Source organism: Streptomyces sp. LBL (assembly GCF_029893585.1).
Classification (GTDB): domain Bacteria; phylum Actinomycetota; class Actinomycetes; order Streptomycetales; family Streptomycetaceae; genus Streptomyces.
This window is the reverse complement of the sequence record NZ_JARXYX010000010.1, coordinates 165474-184595: the sequence shown is the minus strand read 5'-3', so window position 1 is coordinate 184595 and position 19122 is coordinate 165474. Positions and strand designations below refer to the sequence as shown.

General features: G+C 69.4%; 17 protein-coding genes and 1 tRNA gene. 13 read left to right on the top strand and 5 right to left on the bottom strand.

All coding sequences use genetic code 11. The features are described from left to right. Positions 1-37: 37 nt before the first annotated feature. The 6 genes from paaA (at position 38) to M2271_RS14795 (ending at position 5148) form a co-directional block, all read left to right on the top strand. Positions 38-1087: a 1,2-phenylacetyl-CoA epoxidase subunit PaaA gene (paaA, locus tag M2271_RS14820; RefSeq protein WP_280887647.1), complete on the top strand. Its 1050-nt coding sequence runs from the start codon at positions 38-40 to the stop codon at positions 1085-1087. Further along, complete coding sequence (paaB, locus tag M2271_RS14815) at positions 1084-1371, top strand: 1,2-phenylacetyl-CoA epoxidase subunit PaaB (RefSeq protein ID WP_073944895.1); 288 nt, start codon at positions 1084-1086, stop codon at positions 1369-1371. The genes paaA and paaB overlap by 4 nt, the downstream gene beginning before the upstream one ends. Then, on the top strand, positions 1368-2090 hold the full coding sequence (gene paaC, locus M2271_RS14810) for a 1,2-phenylacetyl-CoA epoxidase subunit PaaC (protein ID WP_280887646.1): 723 nt from the start codon (positions 1368-1370) through the stop codon (positions 2088-2090). The genes paaB and paaC overlap by 4 nt, the downstream gene beginning before the upstream one ends. Beyond that, on the top strand, positions 2084-2683 hold the full coding sequence (gene paaD, locus M2271_RS14805; protein WP_280887645.1) for a 1,2-phenylacetyl-CoA epoxidase subunit PaaD: 600 nt from the start codon (positions 2084-2086) through the stop codon (positions 2681-2683). The genes paaC and paaD overlap by 7 nt, the downstream gene beginning before the upstream one ends. Continuing rightward, positions 2683-3744, top strand: coding sequence for a 2Fe-2S iron-sulfur cluster-binding protein (locus M2271_RS14800; RefSeq protein WP_280887644.1), 1062 nt, complete (start codon positions 2683-2685; stop codon positions 3742-3744). Before paaD ends, M2271_RS14800 begins: the two co-directional genes overlap by 1 nt. A gap of 270 nt (positions 3745-4014) precedes the next feature. After that, a complete protein-coding gene (locus M2271_RS14795) occupies positions 4015-5148 on the top strand; it encodes an acyl-CoA dehydrogenase family protein (RefSeq protein ID WP_280887643.1) in 1134 nt (377 codons plus the stop codon). Between the two features lie 41 nt (positions 5149-5189). On the opposite strand, the gene M2271_RS14790 is transcribed toward M2271_RS14795, so the two are convergent. From M2271_RS14790 to M2271_RS14775, 4 genes are all read right to left on the bottom strand, one after another. Continuing rightward, positions 5190-5519 carry a rhodanese-like domain-containing protein gene (locus M2271_RS14790; RefSeq protein ID WP_280887710.1) on the bottom strand — a complete coding sequence of 110 codons (330 nt, stop codon included), beginning with the start codon at positions 5517-5519 and terminating at the stop codon, positions 5190-5192. 316 nt (positions 5520-5835) lie between these two features. Next, positions 5836-6678 carry a hypothetical protein gene (locus tag M2271_RS14785; protein WP_280887642.1) on the bottom strand — a complete coding sequence of 281 codons (843 nt, stop codon included), beginning with the start codon at positions 6676-6678 and terminating at the stop codon, positions 5836-5838. Positions 6679-6939: 261 nt separating this feature from the next. Further along, positions 6940-8385, bottom strand: coding sequence for a DUF2252 domain-containing protein (locus tag M2271_RS14780; protein WP_280887641.1), 1446 nt, complete (start codon positions 8383-8385; stop codon positions 6940-6942). 322 nt (positions 8386-8707) lie between these two features. Then, positions 8708-9070 carry a helix-turn-helix domain-containing protein gene (locus tag M2271_RS14775; RefSeq protein ID WP_280887640.1) on the bottom strand — a complete coding sequence of 121 codons (363 nt, stop codon included), beginning with the start codon at positions 9068-9070 and terminating at the stop codon, positions 8708-8710. Positions 9071-9267: 197 nt separating this feature from the next. Here M2271_RS14775 and M2271_RS14770 point away from each other — a divergent pair, with 197 nt between their 5' ends. After that, the gene (locus M2271_RS14770; RefSeq protein ID WP_280887639.1) at positions 9268-9921 is read left to right on the top strand and encodes an NAD(P)H-dependent oxidoreductase; all 654 of its coding nucleotides are present in this window, start codon (positions 9268-9270) and stop codon (positions 9919-9921) included. Positions 9922-10279: 358 nt separating this feature from the next. Here M2271_RS14770 and M2271_RS14765 read toward each other — a convergent pair. Then, a tRNA-Leu gene (locus tag M2271_RS14765) sits at positions 10280-10363 on the bottom strand. Between the two features lie 575 nt (positions 10364-10938). Between M2271_RS14765 and M2271_RS14760 the strand changes: the two genes are divergently transcribed. From M2271_RS14760 to pknB, 6 genes are all read left to right on the top strand, one after another. Then, positions 10939-11808 carry a DUF3662 and FHA domain-containing protein gene (locus M2271_RS14760; RefSeq protein ID WP_280887638.1) on the top strand — a complete coding sequence of 290 codons (870 nt, stop codon included), beginning with the start codon at positions 10939-10941 and terminating at the stop codon, positions 11806-11808. 10 nt (positions 11809-11818) lie between these two features. Continuing rightward, the gene (locus M2271_RS14755) at positions 11819-12331 is read left to right on the top strand and encodes an FHA domain-containing protein (protein ID WP_280887637.1); all 513 of its coding nucleotides are present in this window, start codon (positions 11819-11821) and stop codon (positions 12329-12331) included. 121 nt (positions 12332-12452) lie between these two features. Beyond that, positions 12453-13994: a Stp1/IreP family PP2C-type Ser/Thr phosphatase gene (locus M2271_RS14750; RefSeq protein WP_280887636.1), complete on the top strand. Its 1542-nt coding sequence runs from the start codon at positions 12453-12455 to the stop codon at positions 13992-13994. Positions 13995-14021: 27 nt separating this feature from the next. Then, the gene (locus M2271_RS14745; protein WP_280887635.1) at positions 14022-15473 is read left to right on the top strand and encodes an FtsW/RodA/SpoVE family cell cycle protein; all 1452 of its coding nucleotides are present in this window, start codon (positions 14022-14024) and stop codon (positions 15471-15473) included. Then, on the top strand, positions 15470-16942 hold the full coding sequence (locus M2271_RS14740; RefSeq protein WP_280887634.1) for a penicillin-binding transpeptidase domain-containing protein: 1473 nt from the start codon (positions 15470-15472) through the stop codon (positions 16940-16942). Before M2271_RS14745 ends, M2271_RS14740 begins: the two co-directional genes overlap by 4 nt. Before the next feature lie 168 nt (positions 16943-17110). Next, positions 17111-19120 carry a Stk1 family PASTA domain-containing Ser/Thr kinase gene (pknB, locus tag M2271_RS14735; RefSeq protein ID WP_280887633.1) on the top strand — a complete coding sequence of 670 codons (2010 nt, stop codon included), beginning with the start codon at positions 17111-17113 and terminating at the stop codon, positions 19118-19120. Positions 19121-19122: the final 2 nt, after the last annotated feature.

Sequence of the window (19122 nt, the reverse complement as noted above, 5' to 3'; positions counted from 1 at the left end):
TGCAGTCACCGGCAGAATCCAGGTCGAGGGGGACTTCATGGCCACAACCGCCGCGCACCACACGGCCCAGACCGCCGGTTCACAGGCGTACGACGGACAGGGCGGTGCTCCGCGGGCGCCGGACGGTCCAGACACCGCCGACGGCACCACCGCGTACGAGCGCGCCTTCGACACCGCCGTGGCCGCCGACGAGCGCGTCGAGCCGCGGGACTGGATGCCCGACGCCTACCGCGCGACGCTGGTCCGGCAGATCGCCCAGCACGCCCACTCCGAGATCATCGGCATGCAGCCGGAGGCGAACTGGATCTCCCGCGCCCCTTCGCTGCGCCGTAAGGCCATCCTGATGGCCAAGGTCCAGGACGAGGCCGGGCACGGGCTGTACCTCTACAGCGCCGCCGAGACCCTCGGCACCAGCCGCGAGGAACTGCTCGACAAGCTGCACACCGGCCGCCAGAAGTACTCCTCGATCTTCAACTACCCCACCCTGACCTGGGCGGACGTCGGGGCGGTCGGCTGGTTGGTGGACGGCGCCGCGATCACCAACCAAGTCCCCCTGTGCCGCTGCTCCTACGGCCCGTACGCCCGCGCGATGGTGCGCATCTGCAAGGAGGAGTCCTTCCACCAGCGTCAGGGCTACGAACTGCTGCTGGCCCTCAGCCGCGGCACCCCCGAACAGCACGCGATGGCGCAGGACGCGGTGGACCGCTGGTGGTGGCCGTCCCTGATGATGTTCGGCCCGCCCGACGACGAGTCCGCGCACTCCGCCCAGTCGATGGCGTGGAAGATCAAACGACATTCGAACGACGAGCTGCGTCAGCGCTTCGTCGACATCTGCGTCCCCCAGGCCGAGTCCCTGGGCCTGGCCCTCCCCGACCCGGACCTGAGGTGGAACGAGGAGCGAGGACACCATGACTTCGGCGCCATCGACTGGACGGAGTTCTGGGACGTCCTCAAGGGCAACGGCCCGTGCAACGAACAGCGGATAACCCAGCGCAGGCGGGCGCACGACGAGGGCACCTGGGTACGGCAGTCGGCCGCGGCGTACGCGGCCAAGCACCACGACGGAACGGGAGCGAGCCGAGGATGACGAACACCGACTGGCCTCTGTGGGAGGTCTTCGTACGCTCCCGTCGCGGTCTCTCGCACACCCACGCCGGCAGCCTGCACGCGCCGGACGCGGAGCTCGCCCTGCGCAACGCCCGTGATCTGTACACCCGGCGCGGCGAGGGCGTCTCGATCTGGGTCGTCCCCTCGTCCGCGATCACGGCGTCCTCGCCCGACGAGAAGGACCCGTTCTTCGAACCGGCCGCCGACAAGCCGTACCGCCACCCGACGTTCTACGAGATCCCGGAGGGGGTGAAACACCTGTGACCGCGGATGTGACCGTGAACCCCGCCGCCCTCTCCCTGGGCGACGACGCCCTGGTGCTCTCGCACCGACTCGGGGAGTGGGCGGGCCACTCCCCCGCCCTCGAGGAAGAGGTCGCCCTCGCCAACATCGCACTGGATCTGCTCGGCCAGGCCCGGGTGCTGCTGTCGCTGGTCGGCGACGAGGACGAACTGGCGTATCTGCGAGAGGAGCGTGCCTTCCGCAACCTCCAGCTGGTCGAGCAGCCGAACGGCGACTTCGCTCACACCATCGCCCGCCAGCTCTACTTCTCCACCTACCAGCACCTCCTTTACGCCGACCTCGCGGAGGGCGAGGGCCCCTTCGCGCCGCTGGCCGCCAAAGCCGTCAAGGAGGTCGCCTACCACCGCGACCACGCCGAACAGTGGACCCTGCGGCTCGGCGACGGCACGGATGTCGGCCATGAGCGGATGGCGCGGGCCTGCGAGGCGCTGTGGCGGTTCACCGGTGAGATGTTCCAGTCGGTGGAGGGGCTCGACATCGACCGGGAGCGGTTGGAGGCAGCCTGGCTCGACTCCGTCGGGAACGTGCTTCGCCGGGCCACCCTCACCATCCCGGAAGGGCCGCGGTCCGGGGCCTGGGCGGCCGGTGCGGGCCGCCAGGGCCTGCACACCGAGCCCTTCGGCCGGATGCTCGCCGAGATGCAGCATCTGCACCGCAGTCACCCGGGGGCATCATGGTGACGCCCACCGCTCTGGAGGCGGAACTTCTCAAGGTGGCCGGTGCGGTGCCCGACCCCGAACTGCCTGTGCTCACCCTCCAGGAGCTGGGCGTCCTGCGCGCGGTACGCCTCCGCGGGGCCGACGCGGTCGAGGTCGAGCTGACCCCGACGTACACCGGCTGCCCGGCCGTCGAGGCGATGTCCCTGGACATAGAGCGCGTGCTGCACGAGCACGGCGTGCGAGAGGTCACCGTGCGCAGGGTGCTCACGCCGGCCTGGTCGACGGACGACATCACGGCCGAAGGCCGCCGCAAACTGCGGGAGTTCGGCATCGCCCCGCCCCGCGTACGGCCGGAAGCCGGACCGGTCGCCGTAGCGCTCGGGTCGACGCGTACCCGCACCGCACAGGACGGGGCAACCGAAACGACAAGGAAGACCGGGGCCACCGGAGCGACCGGAGCCACCGAGGACACCGAAGAAGCCGATCGCATCCGCTGCCCGCTCTGCGGCTCCGCGGACACCGAGCTGCTCAGCCGGTTCTCCTCGACGGCGTGCAAGGCGCTGCGCCGCTGCCTCGTCTGCCGTGAACCGTTCGACCACTTCAAGGAGCTCTGATGGCCCGCTTCCACGCGCTCCCGGTGGCGGCGGTCGACCAGCTCACCGACGATTCCGCGGCCCTCACCCTCACCGTGCCCCCGGACCTGCGCGAGGAGTACCGGCACACCCCCGGCCAGCACCTGGCGCTGCGGCGGACGGTCGACGGCGTCGAGATCCGCCGGACGTACTCGATCTGCTCCCCGGCGCCCGCGGCGGACGAGGAGGGGCCGCGCAGCCTGCGGGTCGGCGTGCGGCTGGTCGAGGGCGGCGCGTTCTCCACCTACGCGCTGAAGGAGATCAACGTCGGCGACGAGGTGGAGGTGATGACCCCGGCGGGCCGCTTCACGCTCGACCCCGCGCCCGGCCTGTACGCGGCCATCGTCGGCGGCAGTGGCATCACCCCGGTGCTGTCGATCGTGGCGACGCTGCTGGCGCGCGAGCCGGCGGCCCGGTTCTGTCTGATCCGCAGCGACCGGACGTCCGCCTCCACGATGTTCCTGGAGGAAGTCGCCGACCTGAAGGACCGTTGGCCCGATCGGATCCAGCTGGTGACGGTGCTCTCCCGCGAGGAACAGCAGGCGGGGCTGCCCTCCGGGCGGCTCGACCAGGAGCGGCTCACGGAGTTGCTGCCGGCGCTGCTGCCGGTGGCACAGGTGGCGGGCTGGTTCCTGTGCGGGCCGTTCGGGCTGGTGCAGGGAGCGGAGCGAGCACTGCGGGGACTCGGGGTCGCCCGCACCCGAATCCACGAGGAGATCTTCCACGTGGATGCGGCAGCGCCCACGGCCGTCGTCACCGCACCCGCGCACAGCACGGTGACCGCTCGACTCGACGGCCGCGGCGGGACCTGGCCCGTCCAGGACGGCGAGTCACTGCTGGAGACGGTCCTGCGCAACCGGCCGGACGCGCCCTACGCCTGCAAGGGCGGGGTGTGCGGAACGTGCCGGGCCTTCCTCATCACCGGCGAGGTACGGATGGATCGCAACTTCGCGCTGGAGCCGGAGGAGACACAGGCGGGGTATGTGCTGGCGTGCCAGTCGCATCCGGTGACGGAGAAGGTGGAGCTGGACTTCGACCGATGAGAAGCAGCACTTGATCAGCGGAAGGTGATCCGATGCACAGCCGGACCTGAACCCGGAAGGAGCACCCTGACTTGGACCGGGGAGGAGCAGGGGATTGAACCGGGGACGATCCGTACTTGGACCGGGGAGGAGCGGGGAGGAGCGTCCGAAGAGGAGCCGGGACAGCGTCCGAACCGTTCCCTTCTTCTAGAACCTGTTCTATCTTGACGCACCGTCAGGTCAGGTCGTCCGCCCGGCCGGTGGGCCGGTGTGCGTGGAAGGGCAGGGACCGTGGACTTCACCTTCACCGAGGAGCAGCAGGCGGCGGCCGAGGCGGCACGGGGGGTGTTCGCCGGGGTCGCACCGGACGCGGTACCCAGCCCGGCCCTCACCGCGGGCGCCGTCGCCGAGGACTTCGACCGCGCACTGTGGACCAGGCTCGCCGAGACCGACCTGCTGAGCCTGGTGTCGGCTCCGGCGTACGGCGGGGCAGGCCTGGACGCCATCGCGCTGTGCCTGGTGCTGCGGGAGGCCGCACAGGTACTGGCGAGGGTGCCGCTACTGGAACACAGTGCGGCCATGGCTGCCGTACAAGCCCACGGCGGCGAGGAGCTGAGGTCCGCGCTGCTGACCCGGGCCGGCCGGGGGGAGGTCGTGCTGACCGTCGCCGCGAGCGGCCGCACCGGCCACGACCCGGCCGAACTCGCCGTGACCGCACGGCAGGAGGGACGGGAGTGGGTCCTGGACGGGGTGCAGACGGCGGTGCCCTGGGCGTACGGTGCCGACCTCGTCGTCGTACCGGCGCACACGGCAGAAGACCGGACCGTCCTCGCCCTGATTCCGCGCCTTCACGCGGGCGTCTCCTTCGCCGAGCAGGTCTCCACCACCGGTGAGCGGCTGGCTGAACTGCGCCTGGAATCGGCCCGGATCGCGGAACGGGACGTCATCGACGCCGACGGTGCCTGGGAGTGGCTGCGCGATCTACTGGCCGCCGGGACGTGTGCGCTGGCGCTCGGTCTGGGCGAGCGGGTGCTACGGATGACCAGCGACTACACCAGCAAGCGGGAGCAGTTCGGGTTCCCGGTCGCCACCTTCCAGGCCGTCGCCGTCCAGGCCGCCGACCGTTACATCGACCTGCGGGCCATGGAGGCCACGCTGTGGCAGGCCGCGTGGCGACTCACCTCGGGGGTCCAGGGTGCGCTGCCCGTCTCCGGTGACGTGGCCGTCGCCAAGATCTGGGCGGCCGAGGGCGTCCGACGGGTCGTACAGACGGCACAGCATCTGCACGGCGGGTTCGGCGCCGACGTGGACTATCCCCTGCACCGCTATCACGCCTGGGCCAAGCACCTCGAACTGTCACTCGGCCCGGCGTCCGCGTACGAGGAGTCCCTGGGCGATCTACTGGCCGCCCATCCACTGGCGTGAAGGACTCGCCGAAAAGCCACGTCAGAGCCGACTGGAGCCTGCTAGAGAACGAAGCCGGTCGGGCCCTCGTCCGTCACGACGGGGCGGCCCGCGGCCGCCCACACCTGCATGCCGCCGTCGACGTTCACAGCGTCGACACCCTGCTGGACCAGGTACATGGCGACCTGCGCCGAACGCCCACCGGAACGGCAGATCACATGGACCCGCCCGTCCTGCGGCGCCGCCTCGGTCAGCTCGCCGTACCGGGCCACGAACTCACTGATGGGGATATGCAGCGCCCCCTCGGCATGACCCGCCTGCCACTCGTCGTCCTCACGGACGTCCAGCAGGAAGTCGCCGTCCTTGAGGTCCTTGACCTCGACCGTGGGCACACCAGCTCCGAAATGCATGCCCCCGACGCTACCCGACACGAAACCCACCGAATGAGCCACCCGCGGTGCGACGGCCACCGACCACCGACTTCACCACCGACCCCGGGGACGCGGCGCGACTTCCACGCTGCGAGCTTCCGGGCTCTGGCCGCGGGCTTGCGGGCCGGGCTTGCGGGCTGCGACTACCGGATTATTGGATTACCGGATTCCAGCTGCGGGGGCTCCGGCCAGCACACCCTGCCCTTCCCGGACTCCCCGGACTTCATCGCGTCCCCAGTACCCAGACCCCAGCTCCCGACCCTCGGCCCCCGGCCAACTACCCCTGCAGCTCCGCCAGTTCCGCCTCGCGCGCCGCGACGTCCGCCAGCAGCTTCTCGGCGATCTCGTCGAGGAGGTGGTCGGGGTCGCCCGGGGCCATCCGGAGCATCGCGCCGATCGCGCCCTCCTCCAGCTCCCGTGCGACCACAGCGAGCAGTTCCTTGCGCTGGGCGAGCCATTCGAGGCGGGCGTACAGCTCCTCGGTGGGCGTCGGACCCTGCTCCGCAGGTTTCGGGCCGGCGGCCCACTCCGCGGCCAGCTCCCGCAACAGGGTCTCGTCGCCACGGGCGTAGGCGGCGTTGACCCGGGTGATGAACTCCTCACGCCGGGCCCTCTCGGTCTCGACCTGGGCCAGGTCGGGATGGGCCTTACGAGCCAACTCGCGGTAGAGCTTGCGGGCCTCGTCGCTGGGGCGCACCCGCTGCGGGGGCCGCACCGGCTGATCGGCGAGAATCGCCTCGGCCTCCGGGAACAGCCCCTGGCCGTCCATCCAGCCGTTGAACAGCTCCTCGACACCGGGCATCGGCATGACCCGAGCCCGCGCCTCGTCGGCTCTGCGCAGGTCCTCGGGGTCGCCGGTGCGGGCGGCCCTGGCCTCGGCGATCTGCGCGTCCAGCTCGTCGAGCCGGGTGTACATCGGGCCGAGCTTCTGGTGATGCAGCCGGGAGAAGTTCTCGACCTCGATACGGAAGGTCTCGACCGCGATCTCGTACTCGATCAGCGCCTGCTCGGCGGCACGTACGGCACGCTCCAGCCGTTCCTCGGGCCGGGGCGCACCGCCTTCCGGCGTCGACCGGTCCTCACCGGCGACACCGCCCTGCTCAGCTTCCGGGGTTGTCACCTGACCAGCCTAGGCCACGTCCGGCGGCGCGCTCCCTGCACACCGTCCCCTGCGCCGCACACGCACGGGAAACTCCCAGCACACAGACCCATTGACCCGCCTACCGTCCAGGGACCCGGACCCGGACCCGGACCCAGACCCGCAGCCCGGCTGTACGGGAACCCGCCACCCCCACCCCGGGCACCGGCCCGAGTACCGGCTTCACACTCCTCTGGGCCCTTCCCTAGGCCCCCCTTGGCCCTCTTCTCCCCGTAGACCGCGCTAGACCCCTTCCTCCGCCGCGATCCTCCCCGCACGCACCGCCGCCACCAGGTCCGTGTGGTCCGCCTCGGTCCGGTCGGCGTAGGAGACGGCGAACGTGGCGATCGCCTCGTCCAGTTCCTCGTTCTTGCCGCAGTAGCCGGCCACCAGGCGCGGATCGGCACTGTGGGCGTGGGCGCGGGCCAGGAGGGCGCCGGTCATACGGCCGTAGTCGTCGATCTGATCGGCCGCAAGGGCCGCGGGGTCCACGCTGCCCTTGCGGTTGCGGAACTGCCGTACCTGGAAAGGCAGTCCGTCGACGGTCGTCCAGCCCAGCAGGATGTCGCTGACCACCTGCATGCGCTTCTGGCCGTGGACCACCCGGCGCCCTTCGTGGTCGACGGAGGGCACCTCGAAGCCCGCGGTCACCAGATGCGGCACCAGCGCAGAGGGCCGGGCCTCCTTGACCTGGAGGACGAGGGGCTCGCCCCGGTGGTCCAGGAGCAGCACGACGTACGACCGGGTACCGACGCTGCCCGTACCGACGACGCGGAAGGCTACGTCGTGCACCGCATGCCGGGCCAGCAGGGGGAGGCGGTCCTCGGAAAGCGTGCCGACGTACTCCTCCAGGGACGCGGCCACCGCCGCGGCCTCCGTGTCCGGGACGCCCCGCAGCACCGGCGGGGCGTCGACGAAGCGGCGCCCGCCGTCCTCGGTCGGCTCAGTCGACTTCGCGGCAAACCGCCCACTGGTGTTGGCCCGCGCCTTCTCGGAGACCCGCTCCAGTGTGCCCAGCAGGTCATGGGCGTCGGTGTGGGAGACGAGTTCCTCGTCCGCGATGGCGTTCCACGCGTCCAGCACCGGGAGTCTGGCCAGCAGCCGCATGGTGCGCCGGTAGGAACCCGCCGCTCCGTGCGCCGCCTTGCGACAGGTGTCCTCATCGGCGCCCGCCTGGCGGCCGGCCAGTACGAGCGAGGCGGCGAGCCGCTTGAGGTCCCACTCCCAGGGGCCGTGGACCGTCTCGTCGAAGTCGTTCAGATCGATGACCAGGCCGCCGCGCGCGTCGCCGTACAGGCCGAAGTTGGCCGCGTGGGCGTCGCCGCAGATCTGGGCGCGGATCCCCGTCATGGGGGTGCGAGCCAGGTCGTATGCCATGAGGCCCGCCGTACCACGCAGGAAGGCGAAGGGTGTGGCCGCCATCCGGCCGACCCGTATCGGTGTGAGCTCGGGGATCCGGCCGCGACCGGACTCCTCGACCGCGCTCACCGCGTCGGGCCGGGCGCCGTCCAGGTCCAGAGTCGCGTGCGCGGCGCGCGGGACCCGGCGCCGCAGCGCCTTGCCCTCCGCCTTGGGCGTCCCCTCGGTCGACCGCCCGGCGAAGCCTCGCACCGGGGGCAACCGACGGGCGCTCGCCACCGCCTTCTGGGCCGGGACCGCATTCGCCGTCTCCACACCGACCTCGGTCATACCGACCGCCTCCCCCGCACACGAACCTGCTCAACGAACTTGCACAACGAACTTGCACAACAACCCTGCACAACAACCCTGTGTGCGGACCAGGCACTCGAACCCGGACCGGAGTCCGCACCAGAACCCGAACCGGATGAGAACCCGAACCGAGATAAGAACCCGAGATCGCGCTCACATTCGCGCCCGCACGAACATCAACTCGTGCCGACCGTACAGCCGGTCGCCAAAACGCGTCACACCCTGTGGACAACCCCACACCTGTGGAAAACCCCGGGGCCCCACCTGCACGAGCTCAACACCCCGCCGAACCTCCACCGGTTCAGCACCCCGTCGGCCGCTTGCCCTCCGGCAGATACTCCTTCGCCCACTCCGCGAGCAGCTTCAGCGCGGGTTCGAGCGCCGACCCCGCCTCCGTGAGCCGGTACGACACCCGCAGCGGCGGGCCCTCGTCGACCTCACGTACGACCATCCGTGCGGCGCCGAGTTCGGTGAGCCGGTCGGAGAGCATGCGCTCGCTGATGCCGGGAACGGCCCGACGCAGGTCGACGAAGTACGCGGGCCCGTTGATCAGGACGGACACGATCGGGCCGGTCCACCGCTTTCCGAGCATCTGGAAGACACTCGTGATACCCCCGTCGACCTGCTTGCACGCCGCCGGGTCGTGCCTCTGCTCGACCGTCATGCCCTCAGGGTACTGCCCTCCCCTGCACTGGATGAAAAAAAGTAAGTGACTGTGTTATCAATAGTCGAGTACGAATTAATAGTCCCTTGCGACGGCCCCGCGGTCGGCCCACCCATCGGCCCACCCATCGGCCCGCCCGCCGATGAACCCGTCGATCCACGCCGACCCGCCCGTCCACCACTCCTCTGGAGACCTCCATGGCGACGCTGCTGCACATCGACTCCTCCGTGTTTCCCGCCGGCGCCTCCGCGTCCCGTGCCGTCACGGACGCCTTCCGCCGAACCTGGGAGGAGCAGCATCCCGAGGGCACGGTGATCTACCGCGACCTCGCCACGAACCCCGTTCCGCACATCACTGCCGACGCCCACACCGCCGGCTTCGCCGAGCCCGCCACCCACACCCCGGGGCAGGCCTCCGCGTTCGCCGAGCGCGTCCGGCTGATCGAGGAGCTGGAGCAGGCGGACGCGGTGCTGATCGGCGCCCCGATGTACAACTTCTCGATCCCGTCCACCCTCAAGGCCTGGCTGGACAACGTGATCCTCATCGGCCGCACCGCCATGAGCGAGGACTCGAAGGTCAAGGGCACCCCGGTCACCATCGTCGCCAGCCGCGGCGGCTCCTACGCGCCGGGCACCCCACGCGAGGGCTACGAGTACGTACAGAACTATTTGACGGCGACCCTCACCGACACCCTCGCCCTGGACGTCCACTTCATCGTCCCGGAGCTCACGATGGCCCCGCAGAACCCGGCGATGTCCGAACTCGTCCCGCTCTTCGAGGCCTCCCGTGACCGCGCCCTCCAGGACGCGACCGTCAAGGCCAAGGAATTCGCGGAACGCTTCGCCGCGTAACGCTCCCCGAGCGACAGCCACCCGCCGCCGCGCCGCCTCCCCGTCGCCACACACAGAGACGACCCGGCGAACGTCGGCGTCGAACTCGACCTCAGACTCGACCTCGACGTCGACCCACACACGAAAGCCCGCAGACCCCGCAGCCCCGGCAGGCCCCGCTGCCCCGGCAGGCCCCGCTGCCCCGGCAGACCCCGCTGCCCCGGCAGGACTCAGCCCTCGTAAGCGCTGAAACTCCGCATTTATGGAAACAGCGGACATCTGCGGGCTTTCGTACCATGAGACGTTCCTCACAGAACACGCGCGTGGACATAGCAGAACGGGCGGCATCGTGTTTACGATGCCGCCCGTTCCGACGATGTGCGCGAGGGGGGAGTTGAACCCCCACGCCCTTGCGGGCACTGGAACCTGAATCCAGCGCGTCTGCCTATTCCGCCACCCGCGCATTGGGTGTGTCTTCGGGCTGTTTCCCTTGCGGGACCGGCGCCTTCCGACACGCAAAACATTAGCACGGTGGACGGGGTGGGTTCACATCCCTTATGGCCGGGCAGCCGCCGACCAGCACACTCCCGTCCGCCGGCCGAACAGGGTGAGCGTTCCGCTACGTATCAACGGGGGTCTGCTCACGTACCAACCTCGTACCGGTCCCGCCCGTCTCCCCAGGAGCCGGTCCGGGTCCACAGCCCGGTGCGGGACACTGGTCTGCGGCCACCTCTACGATCCTTGACAGGACGACGTCCGAGAAGAGTTCGAAGAGCAGCTCCACAGGGAACTTCGACAGGCGTCGACACCCGTCGACCGGGCCGACAGGGGGAACCAGCCGATTCACCGGCGCGTGGATACGATCAGTAAGCAGTACGAGCAGATCGAGCGGTACAGGCAGCACGAGCGATACGAACGGCATCATCGGTATCAGCGGCACGGGCAGCAGCACGAGCAGCTGCACCGGACGCGGTACCGAGCAGGAAAACCCCCGCTCAGCGGGACACAGGACGGCAGCAGCTACGGAGGAGGTGCCCCATGGGAGTCCTGAAGAAGTTCGAGCAGCGTCTCGAAGGTCTGGTCAACGGCACCTTCGCCAAGGTGTTCAAGTCCGAGGTCCAGCCCGTGGAGATCGCCGGCGCGCTCCAGCGCGAGTGCGACAACAACGCGACCATCTGGAACCGCGACCGGACGGTCGTACCCAATGACTTCATCGTGGAGCTGAGCACGCCGGACTTCGAGCGGCTCAGCCCCTACTCCGGGCAGCTCGGCGACGAGCTGGCCAGCATGGTGCGCGACTACGCCAAGCAGCAGCGCTACACCTTCATGGGCCCCATCAAGGTCCATCTGGAGAAGGCGGACGACCTCGACACCGGTCTGTACCGGGTGCGAAGCCGTACGCTCGCCTCCTCCACCAGCCAGCAGGGCCCCGGCAGCGCCCCGGCGGCCCCAGCGCCCCCGGCAGCGGGCCGGCCCGCCCCCGGCGGCTACGGCTATCCGCCGGCCGCCGCGCCCGCGGGTGCCCCGCCGATGCCGGCCGCGCCGCCGCCCGGCGGCGGTTACGGCTACCCGCAGCCCGCGGGCGGACAGCGGCCCCCGACCGCACCACCGACCGCGGCCGGCGGTCGTACACGCCACTGGATCGAGATCAACGGCACCCGCCATCAGATCTCCCGCGGGACACTCGTACTGGGCCGCAGCACCGAGGCCGACGTGCGGATCGACGACCCCGGCGTCTCCCGCCGGCACTGCGAGATCCGGCCCGGAACACCCACGACGGTCCAGGATCTAGGCTCCACCAACGGCATCGTGGTGGACGGACAGCACACCACCCGCGCTACGCTCCGCGACGGCTCGCGAATCGTCGTGGGCAGCACCACCGTTATCTATAGGCAAGCCGAAGGGTGAAGCGGGGGCAATGTCAGAGCTGACCCTCACGGTCATGCGGCTAGGTTTTCTGGCCGTTCTGTGGCTGTTCGTGATCGTGGCCGTGCAGGTCATCCGCAGCGACCTGTTCGGAACGCGCGTCACCCAGCGCGGTTCGCGGCGCGAGAGCGCACGCCCGCAGCAGGCCGCCCGACAGGCGGCGCCACCCACCCAGCGCCAGCAGGCCGCCGGCGGCCGCCAGCGCCGCAACGCCCCCACCAAGCTGGTGGTGACCGAGGGCACACTCACCGGCACCACCGTCGCGCTCCAGGGCCAGACCATCAGCCTGGGCCGGGCGCACGACAGCACCATCGTGTTGGACGACGACTACGCCTCCAGCCGTCATGCCAGGATCTACCCGGACCGCGACGGCCAGTGGATCGTCGAGGACCTCGGCTCAACCAACGGCACGTACCTCGACCGAACGCGGCTGACGACCCCCACACCGATCGGGCCGGGCGCGCCCATCCGCATCGGCAAGACCGTCATCGAGCTGCGGAAGTAGTTACGACAATGAGCGAGCGGAGCGAGCACGCAGTGGCGGCCCCCACCCCGGGCCCCGGCGCGCTCCCGACCGGAGGGTGGGCACCGTGCGGATGTACCCGGAGCCGACGGGCGAGGTGCGCATGAGTCTGTCACTGCGCTTCGCCGCCGGATCGCACAAAGGCATGATCCGGGAAGGCAACGAGGACTCCGGATACGCCGGCCCCCGCCTGCTCGCCATCGCCGACGGCATGGGCGGCGCGGCAGCCGGCGAGGTCGCCTCCTCCGAGGCCATCTCCACCATCGTCGCGCTCGACGACGACGTGCCCGGCTCCGACGTTCTCACCTCGCTCGGCACCGCCGTCCAGCGCGCCAACGACCAACTGCGCTCGTTGGTCGAGGACGACCCGCAGCTCGAAGGCATGGGGACCACGCTCACCGCCCTCCTGTGGACCGGCCAGCGGCTCGGCCTCGTCCATGTCGGCGACTCCCGCGCCTACCTGCTGCGCGACGGCGCCCTCACACAGATCACGCAGGACCACACCTGGGTGCAGCGACTCGTCGACGAGGGCCGCATCACCGAGGAGGAAGCCACCACCCACCCGCAGCGCTCCCTGCTGATGCGCGCGCTGGGCAGCGGCGACCACGTCGAGCCCGACCTCTCCATCCGGGAGGTCCGCGCCGGCGACCGGTACCTGATCTGCTCCGACGGTCTGTCAGGGGTCGTCTCCCACCAGACGCTGGAAGACACCCTCGCCAACTACCAGGGCCCCCACGAGACCGTCCAGAGCCTCATCGAGCTCGCGCTGCGCGGCGGCGGCCCCGACAACATCACCGTCATCGTCGCCGACGTCCTCGACCTCGACACCGGGGACACCCTCGCCGGGCAGCTGTCCGACACCCCGGTCGTGGTCGGCGCGGTCGCCGAGAACCAGAACCACCTGTCCGACAACGGCTTCATGCAGACCCCGGCCGGCCGCGCCTCCGGACTCGGCCGCCAGGTGCCCGGACAGGGCGGCTCCGGCGGAGAGTTCGGCCCGCCCGGCTCCGCCGACACCACCGGCTACATCCCCGAGGGCAGCTTCGGCGACTACGGCGACGACGACTTCGTCAAACCCCGCAAGGGCCGCAAGTGGGTCAAGAGATCCTTCTACGGCGTACTCGCGCTCGCCGTCATCGGCGGCGGCCTCTACGGCGGTTACCGCTGGACGCAGACGCAGTACTACGTCGGCACCAACAGCGAACACGTCGCCCTGTACCGGGGCATCAGCCAGGACCTGGCCTGGGTGTCGCTCTCGAAGGTGTCCAAGGACCACCCCGAGATCGAACTCAAGTACCTGCCGCCGTACCAGCAGAAGCTCGTCGAAGGCACGATCGCCGAGGGCGACCTGAAGAACGCACAGAAGAAAATCGTCGAACTGTCGGTACAGGCCTCCGCGTGCAAGAAGCAGGCCGAACAGCAGGCGGCCCAGAGCGAGAAGAACGCCAAGACCGGCGAGGGCGAGGCCGGAGGCACCACGGGAACCACACCGGCCTCCTTCACGTCCAAGGCCACACCGACACCCAACCCGTCAGGCTCGCAGCCGACCTCCCCGTCCCCGTCCACGACCGCACCCACTCCCCGCCCCGGCCCCAGTCTCTCGGAGGAAGAGCAGAAGGTCGTCTCGCAGTGCGGTACGCAGTAGGCAAGCCGTGAGAGGCCCCGTCACACGATGAGCAGTACAACCAACCCGTCGACGCAGCACACGTCCACGATCGGCTCGATCGGCACCCCGAGCAGACGCAACACCGAGCTCGCGCTGCTGGTGTTCGCCGTCCTCATCCCGGTGTTCGCGTACGCCAACGTGGGCCTGGCGATCAACGACAAGGTGCCGCCCGGACTGCTGAGCTACGGCCTCGGACTCGGCCTGCTCGCAGGCATCGGCCATCTCGTCGTCCGGAAGTTCGCGCCGTACGCCGATCCGCTGATGCTGCCGCTGGCAACCCTGCTGAACGGGATCGGCCTGGTCATCATCTGGCGCCTGGACCAGTCGAAGCGACTTCAGCAGTCAAGCAGCTACGTCGAGGCGGCACCACGCCAGCTGCTGTACTCCGCGCTGGGCGTCGCCCTGCTGGTGGCCGTGCTGATCTTCCTCAAGGACCACCGCGTCCTGCAGCGCTACACCTACATCTCCATGGCCGGCGCGCTGTTCCTGCTGGTTCTGCCGCTCGTGCCCGGACTCGGCGCGAACGTCTACGGCGCCAAGATCTGGATCAAGATCCCCGGCCTCGGCACGCTCCAGCCCGGCGAGTTCGCGAAGATCATCCTCGCGATCTTCTTCGCCGGCTACCTCGTGGTCAAGAGAGACGCCCTGGCCCTGGCCAGCCGCCGCTTCATGGGCCTGTACCTGCCCCGCGGCCGTGACCTCGGCCCGATCCTGGTCGTCTGGTTCATCTCGATCCTCGTCCTGGTCTTCGAGACCGACCTCGGCACCTCGCTGCTGTTCTTCGGAATGTTCGTCATCATGCTGTACGTCGCCACCGAGCGGACCAGCTGGATCGTCTTCGGTCTGCTGATGTCCGCGGTCGGCGCCGTCGGCGTGGCGAGCTTCGAGCCGCACATCCAGACGCGTGTGCAGGCCTGGCTCAACCCGCTGGGCGAATACAAGCTCAGCCGCGCCGGAGCCAACGACGGCATCCTCCACTCCGAGCAGGCCATGCAGGCCCTGTGGGCCTTCGGCTCCGGCGGCACGCTCGGCACCGGCCTCGGGCAGGGCAACTCCGACCTCATCGGATTCGCCGCCAACTCCGACTTCGTCCTCGCCACCTTCGGCGAGGAGCTGGGCCTGGCGGGCGTCATGGCGATCATGCTGCTCTACGGCCTGATCGTCGAACGCGGTGTACGCACCGCACTCGCGGCCCGCGACCCGTTCGGCAAGCTGCTGGCCGTCGGTCTGTCCGGCGCCTTCGCCCTCCAGGTCTTCGTCGTGGCCGGCGGTGTCATGGGTCTCATCCCGCTGACCGGTATGACGCTGCCGTTCGTGGCCTACGGCGGATCGTCCGTGATCGCCAACTGGGCCCTCATCGGCATCCTCCTGCGCATCAGCGACACCGCCCGGCGCCCGGCGCCCGCACCCGCTCCCAGCCCCGACGCCGAGATGACCCAGGTGGTCCGCCCGTCATGAACAAGCCCCTGCGCCGCATCGCCATCTTCTGCGGTCTCCTCGTCCTGGCACTGCTCGTCCGCGACAACTGGATCCAGTACGTCAAGGCCGACAGCCTGCGGGAGGACCCAGATAACCGCCGCGTGGCCATCGAGCGCTACGCCACGCCCCGCGGCGACATCATCGTCGGCGGCACCCCGATCACCGGGCACGCGACGACCACCTCGGGCGACTTCAAGTACAAGCGCACGTACAAGAACGGCGCCATGTGGGCGCCCATCACCGGCTTCGTCTCGCAGGCCTACGGCGCCACCCAACTGGAGAACCTCGAAGACGGCATCCTCACCGGCAACGACGACCGGCTGTTCTTCCGCAACACCCTCGACATGGTCACGGGCAAGCAGAAGGAGGGCGGCAACGTCGTCACCACCCTCAACGCCGCCGCGCAGAAGGCCGCGTACGACGGGCTCAAGGGACGCGGGAAGGGCGCCGTCGCCGCCATCGAACCGTCCACGGGCAAGATCCTGGCGCTGGCCTCCTACCCGTCGTACGACCCCTCCACGATCGCCGGCGGCGGCGAGTCGGACGCCGAGGCATGGAAGAAGCTGGACAAGAAGAACAACCCGGACGACCCGATGCTCAACCGGGCGCTGCGCGAGGTCTACCCCCCCGGCTCCACCTTCAAGGTCCTCACCGCGGCCGCCGCGCTGGAGAACGGCCTGTACGACAGCGCGGACGTGCCGACGAAATCCCCCCTGCCATGGATCATGCCGGGCACCACGTTGCCCCTGAAGAACGAGGGGAACATCCCCTGCGAGAACGCCACCCTGCGAGTGGCCCTGCAGTACTCCTGCAACAGCGTCTTCGGCAAGGTCGGCTACGACCTCGGCAACGACAAGATGCTGGCGGAGGCCAAGAAGTTCGGCTTCACCTCCGAGCAGTTCACGCCGGTCCGCTCGAGCGCCTCGGTCTTCTCCGGGGACATGGCGCCCTCCGAGGTCGCACTGTCCTCGATCGGCCAGTTCAACACCGCCGCGACCCCGCTGCAGATGGCCATGGTCGCCTCGGCGGTGGCCAACAACGGCACGCTGATGAAGCCGTACATGGTCGACGAACTCCAGGCCCCGAGCGTCGACACCATCGAGAAGACCGAGCCGGAGGAGATGAGCCGGCCGCTGTCGGCGAAGAACGCGCAGATCCTGCAGTCGATGATGGAGACCGTCGTCAAGGACGGCACAGGCAAGAACGCGCAGATCTCCGGTGTCACCGTGGGCGGCAAGACCGGCACCGCCCAGCACGGCGAGAACAACAGCAAGAACCCGTACGCCTGGTTCCTCTCGTACGCCAAGATCGGCGACGGCAGCACGCCGGTCGCCGTGGCTGTGGTGGTCGAGGACGACAAGGCCGTCCGTGACGACATCTCCGGCGGCGGTTTCGCGGCGCCCATCGCGAAGAGCGTGATGGAGGCGGTCATCAAAAGTAAGAAGTGATCCCGCTCACGTCCCCTTCACATCGGTGCACGTTGCGATACCGGTCCTGTATCGGGTGACGGGCTAGGCCAGGTCACACAGAACGAGCCGGGTACGGTAGGCCCGGACGGCAGCCTCCGACCCGCACGAACGTGCGGGCGGGACCGACGAGAGGGCTGGTACGAAGCTATGGAAGAGCCGCGTCGCCTCGGCGGCCGGTACGAGCTGGGCCAGGTGCTCGGCCGTGGTGGCATGGCCGAGGTCTACTTCGGCACGGACACCCGCCTCGGTCGCTCAGTGGCGGTGAAGACGCTGCGCGCGGACCTCGCACGCGACCCGTCCTTCCAGGCCCGGTTCCGCCGGGAGGCCCAGTCGGCCGCCTCGCTCAACCATCCCGCGATCGTGGCGGTCTACGACACGGGCGAGGACTACATCGACGGGGTCTCGATCCCGTACATCGTCATGGAGTACGTCGACGGTTCCACCCTCCGTGAGCTCCTCCACAGCGGCCGCAAGCTGCTACCGGAGCGCACGATGGAGATGACCATCGGCATCCTCCAGGCCCTGGAGTACTCGCACCGGAACAACATCGTCCACCGCGACATCAAGCCCGCCAACGTCATGCTGACGCGCAACGGCCAGGTCAAGGTGATGGACTTCGGCATCGCCCGCGCCATGGGCGACTCCGGCATGACGATGACGCAGACCTCCGCGGTCATCGGCACCGCCCAGTACCTCTCCCCGGAGCAGGCCAAGGGCGAGCAGGTCGACGCCCGGTCCGACCTCTACTCGACGGGCTGTCTGCTCTACGAGCTCCTGACGGTCCGCCCGCCCTTCGTCGGCGACTCCCCGGTCGCGGTCGCCTACCAGCACGTACGGGAAGAGCCCCAGCCCCCGTCCGTCTTCGACCCCGAGCTCACGCCCGAGATGGACGCCATCGTCCTGAAGGCGCTGGTCAAGGACCCGAACTACCGGTACCAGTCGGCCGACGAGATGCGTATCGACATCGAGGCCTGCCTCGACGGCCAGCCGGTCGCCGCCACCGCCGCGATGAGCTCCGTCGGCTACGGCGGCTACCCGGACGACAAACCGACGACGGCCCTGCGCTCCGACGCGGGCGCCGGCGCGACGACGATGCTGCCGCCGGTGGGCCCGGACGAGGGCGGTTTCGGCTACGACGACCGGCCGGACAGGCGCCGCCAGAAGAAGTCGAACACCTCGACGATAATGCTGGTGGTCGCGGGTGTTCTGGTACTCGTCGGCGCGATCCTGATCGGGAAGTGGATCTTCGCGGGTGGTGGGGTGGCCAACGACACCACCAGCGTCCCCGAGTTCGTGAGCCACACGAGGGTCGAGGCCCAGGGTCTGGCCGACAACGCGGAACTCAAGCTGGCCTTCACGGAGAAACCCTGCGAGAAGGAGAGCAAGGGCAAGGTCTGCACCCAGGACCAGACCTCGGGCAAGGAAATCAAGAAGCAGACCACGGTGAACTTGGTGATCTCCACCGGGGCGCCGAAGGTGGCAGTGCCCAGTGTCCTCGGCAAGAAGCTCGAGGACGCCCAGCAGCAGCTGGAGGAAGACAAGTACAACTTCGTCGTCAAGACGAAGCAGGAGATCTCCACGGAGGAGCCGGGCACCGTCACGAACCAGGATCCGGAACTCGGCGCGGAAGTCGAGAAGGGCTCGACGATCACCCTCACCGTGGCCAAGGCCGAGGCGAAGGCCACCGTGCCGGACGTCGTCGGAGAGTCCTGCGAATCGGCCAAGGCGCGCATGGTCGAGAACAACCTGGTCGGCAACTGCACCGACCTGGAGACCGCCGACGACTCCCAGAACGGCAAGGTCATCTCGACCGATCCGCAGGCCGGATCGCAGCTCGACAAGAACTCGACGGTGAACATCCAGGTCGGCAAGGCAGCCCCGAAGAAGGTGCAGGTTCCGATCGTCGTCGCCCAGACGGTCGGTCAGGCCAAGCAGACCCTGCAGGCAGCCGGCTTCACCAACATCAGGTTTGCCGACGGAAGCGACCAGAGCGACACGGCGTTGGTGCAGCAGCAGGACCCGCAGGGCAACTCCGAGGTCGACGACCCGGCCAACACCCAGGTCACCCTGACGACCGTGGGCTTCGGCGGAGGAAACGGCAACAACGGCGGCGGCGGTAACGGCGGCGGCGGATTCCTCAGCGGCGGCAACGGATAGCG